This is a genomic window from Sphingomonas sp. CCH10-B3 (assembly GCF_001556185.1).
Classification (GTDB): Bacteria; Pseudomonadota; Alphaproteobacteria; order Sphingomonadales; family Sphingomonadaceae; genus Sphingomonas; species Sphingomonas aquatica.
The window spans coordinates 1-10070 of sequence record NZ_LSIJ01000032.1 but is presented as its reverse complement, the minus strand read 5'-3'; the positions used below and the strand labels follow the sequence as shown (position 1 = coordinate 10070).

Genomic DNA, 10070 nt, shown 5'->3' with positions numbered 1-10070 from the left:
CGTCACCAGCCATCCGCCACGCCGATTTCGCGCAAGCCTTTTTCAACGGTCTCGTTCGGTTGTGACACTGGTTAGGAAGCCGAGCGATCAGCTGCCAAGCATTTTTCCGTCAATCTCCTGACCATAATAGTCCCCTTTGGGGTGAAACTGCTTACGTGCGCTCTCGACAGTCCCGGTCTGCCGCGGATCGCGGGGTCGCTCGCGACTATCGACATAGGCGGCGACATCCCACGCCTGCTGATCCGTCAGCGTGTTGCCCTCACCATAAGGCATGTTGGCCTTGATGAACCCGGCAGCCGACGCCAGCCCGGTCATGCCCGCACCCCAATTGTAGGAGCGCGCTCCCCACAGCGGCGGGATAGTATAGCTGCCGTCCGGGTTCGCCTGCCCTTGGCCGTTCGCACCGTGGCATGATGCGCACTGGCCGGCGAACACAATCGCGCCGCGAACCGGATCGTGCCCGATCGGGGTTGTGGCGAGCTTTATGAACCCGCGACCGGGCAGCGGCTTGCCGGATGGCGCGCCGGTCGCGAGCCAGGCGAAATAGCTCTGGAGATCGCGGTAGATATCGTCGCCATAGGGCGGCGGGGCGCCGGCTTTCGAGGCGGGCGCGTTCATCGAGTAGAGGAAGCAGTCGCGGATGCGATCCTCCATCGTGTTCACCCGGCCGTTCTTCGCGCGATAAGCTGGGTAGCTGACCCAGGCCGCCCACATCGGGGACGCATCGGCCTTCCGCCCGGCATCGAGGTGACAGTTGCTGCACGTCAGGCCGTTGCCGACGTACTGGCCGGCATGAGCCGCGCTCGCGGTGAAGATCAGTCGACCGCGCCGGATCGCGTCGCCGTCCGGCCCGGCGGGGATGGTGCTTTCCGCCGGTGGCGAAAAGGCGGCGTCCGCTGCTACCTCGACGGGTGCCTGCACGGGCGCGTCAGACTGCCCTACCTTGTAGGTGACGACGAGGACGAGCAGCGCGGCGGTAATGGCGAAGATGATACGCTGGGCATCGCCATCATCACCGGGCGTTGGCGGCGTTGGTTCGGTCATTTGCCCGCGCCGAAGTGGTTGAGCGGCACCTTGAGGAACGCTGTGCCGCACGCCTCCGGCTCCGGCAGGCGACCGCCGCGGATGTTCACCTGGAGCGCGGCAAGCATCAGGTCCGGCAGCGGCAGGGTTGCGTCGCGCTTCTCGCGGGTGGCGACGAACTCGGCCTCACCGATGCCGTTGTGCACATGGATGTTGTCACGACGCTGGTCCGCCACGGTCGATCGTCCAAAGACTTCGCGCCCGTCCTTGCCGTAGTCGTGGCCGACATAGGTCGCGGTGCTGGGCGGCAGTTCGAGGATCGCCCGGATCGAGCGCCACAGCGCGCGCGCGTTGCCGCCTGGAAAGTCAGCCCGACTGGTGCCGCTGTCGGGCACCATCAGCGTGTCGTGGACGAACGCCGCGTCGCCGACGACGTAGGTGATCGAGGCGAGCGTGTGGCCGGGCGACAGCATGACGTGCGCGTCGAGCGAGCCGATCCTGAACTGCTCGCCATCGGCGAACAGGCGATCCCACTGGCTACCATCGACGGGCAGGTCGGGCAGGCAGTAGATGTCCTGCCAGAGCTTCTGCACCTCCACGACCTTGGTGCCGATCGCGGTTTTGCCCCCTGTCTTTTCCGCGAGATACGGCGCGGCCGAGAAGTGATCGGCATGGGGATGGGTATCGAGCACCCATTCCACAGTAAGTCCCTTGGCGCGGACATATTCGAGGATCATATCGGCATTGTCGGTTGCGGTCGCACCGGCACGGGGATCGAAGTCGAGGACCGGATCGATAATCGCGGCGGTCTTCGTGGCTTCGTCGACCACGACATACTGGAAGCTGCCGGTGCGCTCGTCATGGAGCGACGCAACCGTCATGCCCTTGTGATTATACTCGATCATGTTTCGTATCCTCTCGCATCGTCAGCTTTCTTCCCGCGCACGCGCGAACAGCCGTTGGAAATCGCTGGCGTCGATCGCGCCCATCACCAGCATGGGACCGGCAAGATAACCCGGGGTGCCCGCCAGTCCGATCGAATAGGCTTCCTGTCCGTTCGCCCGCAGGCGGGCTGCGACAGCGTCCGCGTGGGCGGCAAGCCAGGTCATCGCGCGCAGCCAATCGCCGCCAGCGCGCATCACGACGTCCCGCAACACGTCGTCGTCGATCGTGCGGCTGTCCGTCATCAACGCACGATGGACGGTCGGGTAAACTCCCTGTTCGGCGCACGCGAGCGCCACGCTTGCGGCACGTTCGGATGGCGGACCGAAGATGGGCCAATCCTTGTAGATGACCCGCACCTTGCCGTCGCGTTGCACAGCCTCTTCCAGGGCGGAAAATCCATGACGGCAGGCCGGGCAACGATAGTCGGTGAACACGGCAAGCCGGAGCGTAGCATCGGCAGGTCCGTCCTCGGGCGAGCCGTTACCGGCAAGGATCAGGTCGGCGGTCGGCCCGACGTCGCGCCCGATCGGGGCGGTACGCCGTAGAACCTGCCCGACTGCCCAACCACCCACGACCACCGCGCCCAAGCCGGCAAGCTGTCTCCGATTGAGCGGCCCGGGCATGGTCAGCGCGCCGCTGGTTTTTTGCGCGCTTCCGCGACGAGACGACGCAACGTCGGGAGATCGACAGCACCGGCGACGACCTGCGAGCCGACGATCAGCGCTGGTGTTCCGTTGAAACCGATCGCCTGGGCGATGCTATCGGTGCGCGTAAGCAGCGCGTCGATTTCGGCGCCACGGTTCTTCAAATCGCGTTGCAGACGGGGCCAGTCGACCTTGGCTTTGGCAGCCGCTGCCTTGACGCCCGCGCTGTCGAGCCGCGCCGGCGAGGTCATCAGGGCCTCGTGAAAGGCGGCATGCCTGCCCTGCCATTGGCTCGCGACAGCCGCGCGTGACGCCTCACGCGAGGCAGGTCCGAAGATCGGCCAGTCCCGGTACACGACCCGTACCTTCGGGTCGGAGCGAAGCAGGGCGTTCAGCACCGGCTCCATGCGACGGCAATAGGGGCAGTTATAGTCGAAAAACTCGACAACCGTGACGTCGTAGGTCCTGCCGGCGCGCTTGGGAGCCACGGGATCGTCAACGACCGCCTTGCGCGACAGATCGGGCTGCTGGGCCATGAGAGGCGTGATCGGCGCGGCGAAGGCAAGCGCGGCCAGGAGGCCCCGAGACAACAGGTTGCGACGATTCATCGGTGTTTCCTTGCTAATTCGATTCCATCGGCGAGCGCAGCGCGTGACAATTCACCGAGCTGGAGCTGTACGATCGTGCCGTCGCCCGCAACGAAGGCCGTTGCGGGATACCCCGCCACCTTCAGGGCTTGAGAAAGGCCACGATCGGGGTCGAGCGCGACATGGCGCGCTCCGATATTTTCACGGCCGAGAAAACCGCTGACGATCGCTTGCGCCTCGCCCTGATCGGCAAGAAGGATCGGGACCTCGCCAGGGCGCGACGCAACCGCATCGAGCATCGGCAGCTCACGCCGACACGGACCGCACCATGTCGCCCACAGGTTGACCACGAAGGGCCTGCCACGGAAGCGATCGAGTGGAAGCGGCGCGCCGGACGGGGTTGTCAGGTTGAGATGATAGGGGAACGGGCCGTAGGTCACGGGAGGGATCAGCGCCTGAAGCGAGAACCAGAGGCCACCCGCAACAGCCAACGCTCCCCAGCCTGCCGCCAGCGCGCTTGAGCGGCCAAGCCGGATCGCCAGCATCGCCGCAGCGCCCAGAAGCCCTGCAACGGGGGAAAAGCCACCCTGCCACACGGCAAGGATGGACAGCGGAGCGCCGGTGTAGCTCGACCAATGCGCTGCGACGTAACCGATCCGTGCCGTGACCAGTCCAGCGACGATGGCGCTGGTGGAGACCGTCGATACGCGAGGGAAGCGGAACCGACCGGCCAGTGTCGTGAGGCCAAGGAACACGACGATGCACAGCACGGCAAGCCCGCGATCGACGGCCAGCATCAGCGGCCCGATGGCAATCGCACCCGCCATCAGAGAAACGCGGCCGCGCTTTTCCAGAGCATGTAGGCCGCCACCACGAAGATCAGGACGGCGAAGACCGTGGTGAGCGTGCCGCCCGTACCGAGGCGCTTCGCGATGCGCGTGCCGATCAAGCCGCCGACAACTCCACCGGCGATGAACACGAAAGCCAGCGGCCAGTCCACCAGACCCGAAAATGCGTAATTGGCGGCCGTCGTCAGCCCGAACGCGGTGACGGCGATCAATGACGTGCCGACGGCGTTCAGGATCGGCATGCCCGTCGATCCGATCAGGCCGGGGACGATCAGAAAGCCCCCGCCGATGCCGAAGAAGCCCGAGAACAGACCGGTGCCGAGGCCGTAGCCCAGCACCTTCGGCGCCTTTTCCCGGTTGCACTCCGCCCCCGGGTTGCCCGTGTCACCGCGCCCGCGCAGCATCAGGACGCCGACGACGACCATGACCAGTGCGAACAGGAACAGGAGCTTGCCGCCGTCGACGGCCTTGCCCGCGGTAGAGCCGAACAGGGCGCCGATGACGCCGGCGGTCGCATACATGCCGCCACAGCGCCATTTGACGTTATGCGCCCTTGCATGGCCGATCAGCCCCGTGGCGGCGTTAGCCGCGACGGCGAACGCGCTCGTGCCGATGGCGAGATGGGCGTCGGGCACGCGCACCAGATAGACCATGAGTGGGACGGCGAGGATCGAGCCGCCCCCGCCGACAAGCCCGAGGGTAAAGCCCACCAGGCTGCCGGATAACGCACCCAGCAGATACTGGATCGGTTCGAGGGTCATGCCGCTTTGCCGATCTTATGCGGAGCCGCCATCCATTCATGGCCTTTCAGCATGCCTTGCCAGTAAATCGGGGGCAGCATCCGCTCCTTCAGGAACCAGGCAGCGCGCGTCGGGCGCGTGCCGTTCAGCAGCCACGACGGAAAGCTGGGGAGCAGTTTTCCACCATAGCCGAACTCGGCGAGGACGATCTTGCCGCGCTCGACGGTGAGCGGGCACGACCCATAGCCGTCATAGTCGACAACAGGAGGCTTGCCTTCGAGTGCGGCGAGCGCGTTGACCGCCACCACGGGTGCCTGCTTGCGGGCTGCCGCAGCCGTCTTCGCATTGCTCGTCCCCGCAGCATCGCCCAAGGCAAAGACGTTGTCGTATCGCTTGTGGCGCAGCGTCGCCTCATCGACCTCGACGAAGCCGTTTGCCGCCGCGAGCGAACTTTTGGCAACGACGTCATGCGACACCTGCGGCGGCACGACGTGGAGCATGTCGAACCCGCGCTCGATCCGCTCGCTGACACCGTTCTGCTTGCGCTCGAAGGTGGCAATACGCCGATCGGCGTCGACCGCGACGAGGTTGGATTCGAGCTTGAGGTTGATCCTATACTTCTCGACATATTCCATCAGCGCAGGGACATAGGTCGCGACGCCGAACAGCGCCGCACCGGCGTTGTGAAATTCGACGTCGATCGCGGGGAGAACACCGCGTTCGCGCCAGATGTCGCAGGACAGGTACATCGCCTTTTGAGGCGCGCCGGCGCACTTGATCGGCATCGGCGGTTGCGAGAACAGCGCGCGTCCCCGCTGCAATTCCTGGACAAGCTGGTAGGTGTAGGGCGCCAGATCGTAGCGGTAGTTGGACGTGACCCCGTTGCGGCCCAACGCTTCGGTAAGCCCCGCGATCTTCTCCCACGCCAAACGCAGGCCGGGGGCGACGATCAGGACACGATAGGCGATCGTATCCCCGTCGCCCAGGGTGATCGCCTGACGCTCGGGGTCGATGGTGATCGCCGGCAGCCGGATCCATTCGACGCCCTTGGGCATGACATCGGCTTCGGCCTTGCGGGTCTGTTCGGGGGTGAAAACGCCTGCCCCGACTAACGTCCAACCGGGCTGGTAATAATGGTCCCGGGCCGCATCGACGACCGCGATCGACACCTTGGCGTTACGTTTCAGGATGCTGGCGGCGGTTGCGATGCCCGCAGCTCCGCCTCCGATGATGACGATGTCGTAGGTCATTTGCCGGTTCTTTCGGACCGGCGAGCGAGCGCCGGCTTCAGATCGGCCAGGTCGTACCCGGCTGCCTTGGCCTGACCGACGATCGTTTCGGGATCGGCATGACTCGCCTCCGCCAGCGCCCATAGGGTAGCCGCCCGCGTGCCGCTTCGGCAGAAGCCGAGCGTCGGTCCCGGCAGCGCAGTCAGCGCTTCCTTCATCCGGTCCGCATCGGCATCGGTCGCCTTGCCCGGCACGATCGGGACATGGGCGAACGCAAGGCCGTGTTCTTCGGCGATCCGGGCCATCTCGTGTGCGCTCGGCTGTCCCTGCTCCTCGCCATTTGGCCGGCTCGAAACGATCGAGCGAAACCCCGCCTGTGCGGCGGCAGCGACATCATCCCGGGTGAGCTGGGGAGCAGCCGAGAAGGACGGTGTGATCTTCTTGAAGGCCATGTAATGTCTCCTGTCCGGTCACGCCGAACGGCGTGGGATGAGTGCGAAGCGGTGGATGGCTGCGCCGAGCGCCATTGCAGCGGTGAAGAGCAGCGCGGGGGCAGGCTGGATCGCGAGCGCGGCGATGGCGGGGCCGGGGCACAGGCCGACAAGGCCCCAGCCTATGCCGAACAGGGCGGCACCGCCGAGGAGGCGCGCGTCGATCGGCGACGTGGCCGGCGTATGGAATTGCTCCGCGACGATCGGCGTAGAGCGTCCACGCACGATGAGCCAGGCTATCGCCATCGGCAGGATCGCTCCCGCCATGACGAATGCCAGGGTCGGGTCCCAGGCACCGGCGACGTCGAGAAACGCCCGTACCCGCGCAGGATCGATCATGCCGGACACGGCGAGGCCGGCGCCGAACAGCGTGCCGCTGACGAGCGAAAGAAGGCTCTGGCGCATCACGATACCACTCCCGCGAGACGCATGAGGGTCACGGTGGCGATGCCGGTCGCCATGAACGTGCCGGTCGCGACGATGGACCGCGGCGACAGGCGCGACAGGCCGCAGACGCCGTGACCGCTGGTGCACCCCGCGCCGAGCCGCGTCCCGATCCCGACGATCAGCCCGGCGACGGCGATCAGCCCGAGCGACGTCGGGAAGCGAGCTTCCACATTCACATTGGCTGCGGTCAGCGCCGCGCCCAGGGGCAGCCCCGCCGTGAAAAGCAAGGCCATCATCCAAGGCGCTCCCCCTTCAGAGAGAGCGAGGACACGCGCGAACATGCCGCTGACCCCGGCGATGCGGCCGTTGCCCAGCAACATGATCGCCGCAGCGAACCCGATCATCAGGCCGCCGATGAAGCCGGCAAGCGGCATGGCATGGGGAAATCCGGGCATCACAGCGTATCCAGTGGAATCTTGAGGTAGCGGGTGCCGTTGACTTCCGGCTCCGGCAGATGGCCGCCGCGCATATTGACCTGCACCGATGGCAGGATGAGCTTGGGCATCGACAAGGTGGCGTCCCGACTGGTGCGCATCGCGACGAAGTTGTCTTCGTCCACCCCCTCATGAACGTGGACGTTGCCGACGCGCTGCGCGCCCACGGTCGTCTCCCAGACATACCGGTCGCGCCCCGCAGCCTTGTAGTCGTGGCACAGGAACAGCCGCGTCTCGTCGGGCAACTGCATCAGTCGACGGATCGAGCGGAATAGCTGGCGCGCATCACCACCGGGGAAGTCTGCGCGTGCGGTGCCGTAGTCCGGCATGAACAGGGTATCGCCGGTGAAGACTGCGTCGCCGATGACATAGGCCATATCGGCGGGGGTGTGCCCCGGCACATGCAGCGCGATGGCCTCGATGTCGCCGATCGTAAAACGGTCGCCATCGTCGAACAGGTGGTCGAACTCGGAGCCGTCCCGTTCGAAGTCGGTGCCGGCGTTGAAAATCTTGCCGAAGACGTTCTGCACGCGAATGATGTCGCGGCCGATCGCGAGCTGACCGCCCAGCGCCTTTTGCAGATAGGGCGCCGCAGACAGGTGGTCGGCATGAGCATGGGTTTCGAGCAGCCAGTCGACCGAAAGGCCGTGCTCCCGCACATAAGCGATTACCGCATCCGCCGACGCCGTATTGGTGCGACCGGCCGCAGCGTCGAAGTTCAGGACACTGTCAACGATCGCCGCCTTTCGCGTGGCGGGGTCCCAGACGACGTAGGTCGCGGTGTTGGTCGGCTCGTCGAAGAACGAGTGAACGACCGGCGCTACCGCCGCCTTCGCACGTTCAATCTGCGCAACTGCCTCATTCAACGCCGATTCCACGATCGCCTCCAATTATTGATTTCATGGTTTATGTAGTTGTGTAATCCGCTTGCGTCAACGGGCTGCCCGTGCCATCTGAAAAGCATGGAAACGATGGATGCAGACGTACCGCGCTCGTTGCGCATCGGGGACGCGGCCCCGAATTTCACCGCCCGCACGACGCAGGGCGCGATGTCGCTCGATCAGTATCGTGGTCGTTGGGTCGTGTTCTTTTCGCACCCGGCTGATTTCACGCCGGTCTGCACCAGCGAGTTCGTGGCCCTGGCGAAGGCCGCACCGCAATTCGAGGAGCTCGACTGCGCCTTGCTCGGGCTGTCGGTTGACAGCCTGTATTCGCATGTCGCCTGGTTGCGCGCGATCAAGGATGTCTTCGGTGTAGAGGTGCCGTTCCCGGTCGTGGAAGACCCGTCGATGGCGGTGGGTTACGCCTATGGCATGCTTGACGAACAGGCCGGCGACGCCTCGGCCGTGCGCGCGACCTATTTCATCGATCCTGAGGGCATCATCCGTGCGCTCAACTGGTATCCGATGAACGTCGGGCGATCGGTCGACGAGATGCTCCGCACGGTGAGGGCATTGCAGCGATCGGCCGATGGGCAGGCCTATACGCCGGCCGACTGGCAGCCGGGTGACGACGTCCTGCTCCCGCCCGCCTTGCCGTGCAGCGCCGGTGCCGACTGGTTTCATCAGTTGAAGGCCGATCGATGACGGCGATCCATCAATCCCGCGCGATCGCCGATGCGGCGGTCGAAAAGCTGCGCGTGTTCGCTCAACCCCAGCGCCTCATGATCCTGTCCTATCTGCTGGGCGGTGAGCGGCAGGTTGCGGACATAGAGGCTGCGACCGGCGTGACCCAGCCGGCCCTCAGCCAGCAGCTTGCCGAGCTGCGCCGCGCCGAGCTGGTGAAGACGAGACGCGAGGCAAAGCAGGTCCATTACCGGCTCGCCGATGACGCAGCCGCAATGTGCGTGCGCACGCTCGAGGCGATATTCGGCGCCGATGATCTAGCCGTGCATGAGGCAGCGCCCGCTTCCCGACCGTCGCGAGCGCGCGGGGCGTCGGCTGCCACGCGGCCGCAAAATATAGGCGCAGCCGTATTTGCGAGGGTCGGATAATCATTCCGGTTTCGAAAGGACAAACCAGATGCGGCTTCCCGCTATCGCAGTTGCAGGATGCTTGGCCGTCATGAGCAGTGCCGGGTCAGCAGGCGTCACCGCGCAACAACCCGTGATTGCCGGCTATGGCAGGATCACGCCGGTAGAAGGCGCGGTTGAGCGGCCGGACCACTCGCTGCGATATCGTGTGCTGTTCAGTGTGACGAAGGCGGCGTCATCTCCCGACAAGGTCAATCCCTCGCTGGAGAAGGTCGCACGCTTCCTGAACCTGCTCGGGGCGGACGGCGTGCGGCCGGCACAGGGAGATGTGATCGTGATCGTCCACGGGCCGGCGACACCGATTATTGCCGATGATGAGGCATATGCGACGAAAACCGGTGCCACGACGAACCCCAATCTTGCCTTGATAGCGGCGCTAAGGCGGGCAGGCGTGTCCGTTCGAGTGTGCAGCCAGGCTTTAGTCGGGAATGGGATCGCTCCGGTCACGGTCGATAAGGCTATCGAAGTCGATGTCTCGGCTCTCACCACAATGGCGACATTGCAGATACGTGGTTGGGCGCTGATCCCTGACTGATCGTACCGAACTTCCTGTTTTATCATTCCAGTCCGTAACGCGGCCGGTGTCACAACCGTCCGAGACTGTTGAAAAACGCGTGCTTGCGACGGCGATGGAGGCGTGATTCACTCTT

Annotated in this window: 14 protein-coding genes; 3 read left to right on the top strand and 11 right to left on the bottom strand. The window is 65.2% G+C overall.

Features of this window, described 5'->3' with window-relative positions:
* Positions 1–87 precede the first annotated feature (87 nt).
* From AX672_RS07450 to AX672_RS07400, 11 genes are read right to left on the bottom strand one after another with little or no spacing between them, the layout of a single operon-like run.
* Complete coding sequence (locus AX672_RS07450) at positions 88–1044, bottom strand: c-type cytochrome (RefSeq protein WP_018251203.1); 957 nt, start codon at positions 1042–1044, stop codon at positions 88–90.
* On the bottom strand, positions 1041–1928 hold the full coding sequence (locus AX672_RS07445) for an MBL fold metallo-hydrolase (protein ID WP_018251202.1): 888 nt from the start codon (positions 1926–1928) through the stop codon (positions 1041–1043). The genes AX672_RS07450 and AX672_RS07445 overlap by 4 nt, the downstream gene beginning before the upstream one ends.
* Positions 1929–1949: 21 nt before the next feature.
* Positions 1950–2591, bottom strand: coding sequence for a DsbA family protein (locus AX672_RS07440; RefSeq protein ID WP_026189135.1), 642 nt, complete (start codon positions 2589–2591; stop codon positions 1950–1952).
* A gap of 2 nt (positions 2592–2593) precedes the next feature.
* Positions 2594–3220, bottom strand: a complete 627-nt coding sequence (locus AX672_RS07435) for a DsbA family protein (RefSeq protein ID WP_056432835.1) — start codon at positions 3218–3220, stop codon at positions 2594–2596.
* The gene (locus tag AX672_RS07430) at positions 3217–4026 is read right to left on the bottom strand and encodes a TlpA family protein disulfide reductase (protein WP_018251199.1); all 810 of its coding nucleotides are present in this window, start codon (positions 4024–4026) and stop codon (positions 3217–3219) included. The genes AX672_RS07435 and AX672_RS07430 overlap by 4 nt, the downstream gene beginning before the upstream one ends.
* On the bottom strand, positions 4026–4808 hold the full coding sequence (locus AX672_RS07425; RefSeq protein WP_018251198.1) for a sulfite exporter TauE/SafE family protein: 783 nt from the start codon (positions 4806–4808) through the stop codon (positions 4026–4028). The genes AX672_RS07430 and AX672_RS07425 overlap by 1 nt, the downstream gene beginning before the upstream one ends.
* Entirely contained in the window at positions 4805–6037 is a 1233-nt protein-coding gene (locus tag AX672_RS07420; RefSeq protein ID WP_018251197.1) for an NAD(P)/FAD-dependent oxidoreductase, read from the bottom strand. Before AX672_RS07420 ends, AX672_RS07425 begins: the two co-directional genes overlap by 4 nt.
* Entirely contained in the window at positions 6034–6468 is a 435-nt protein-coding gene (locus AX672_RS07415) for a TIGR01244 family sulfur transferase (protein WP_018251196.1), read from the bottom strand. The genes AX672_RS07420 and AX672_RS07415 overlap by 4 nt, the downstream gene beginning before the upstream one ends.
* Before the next feature lie 18 nt (positions 6469–6486).
* On the bottom strand, positions 6487–6912 hold the full coding sequence (locus AX672_RS07410) for a DUF6691 family protein (RefSeq protein WP_018251195.1): 426 nt from the start codon (positions 6910–6912) through the stop codon (positions 6487–6489).
* On the bottom strand, positions 6912–7349 hold the full coding sequence (locus AX672_RS07405) for a YeeE/YedE family protein (RefSeq protein ID WP_170172224.1): 438 nt from the start codon (positions 7347–7349) through the stop codon (positions 6912–6914). The genes AX672_RS07410 and AX672_RS07405 overlap by 1 nt, the downstream gene beginning before the upstream one ends.
* Positions 7349–8278, bottom strand: coding sequence for an MBL fold metallo-hydrolase (locus AX672_RS07400; RefSeq protein ID WP_018251193.1), 930 nt, complete (start codon positions 8276–8278; stop codon positions 7349–7351). The genes AX672_RS07405 and AX672_RS07400 overlap by 1 nt, the downstream gene beginning before the upstream one ends.
* 72 nt (positions 8279–8350) lie before the next feature.
* Between AX672_RS07400 and AX672_RS07395 the strand changes: the two genes are divergently transcribed.
* From AX672_RS07395 to AX672_RS07385, 3 genes are all read left to right on the top strand, one after another.
* Positions 8351–8974, top strand: coding sequence for a peroxiredoxin (locus tag AX672_RS07395; RefSeq protein ID WP_018251192.1), 624 nt, complete (start codon positions 8351–8353; stop codon positions 8972–8974).
* Positions 8971–9381, top strand: coding sequence for an ArsR/SmtB family transcription factor (locus tag AX672_RS07390; protein ID WP_018251191.1), 411 nt, complete (start codon positions 8971–8973; stop codon positions 9379–9381). The genes AX672_RS07395 and AX672_RS07390 overlap by 4 nt, the downstream gene beginning before the upstream one ends.
* Before the next feature lie 70 nt (positions 9382–9451).
* A complete protein-coding gene (locus AX672_RS07385) occupies positions 9452–9955 on the top strand; it encodes a DsrE family protein (RefSeq protein WP_018251190.1) in 504 nt (167 codons plus the stop codon).
* Positions 9956–10070: the final 115 nt, after the last annotated feature.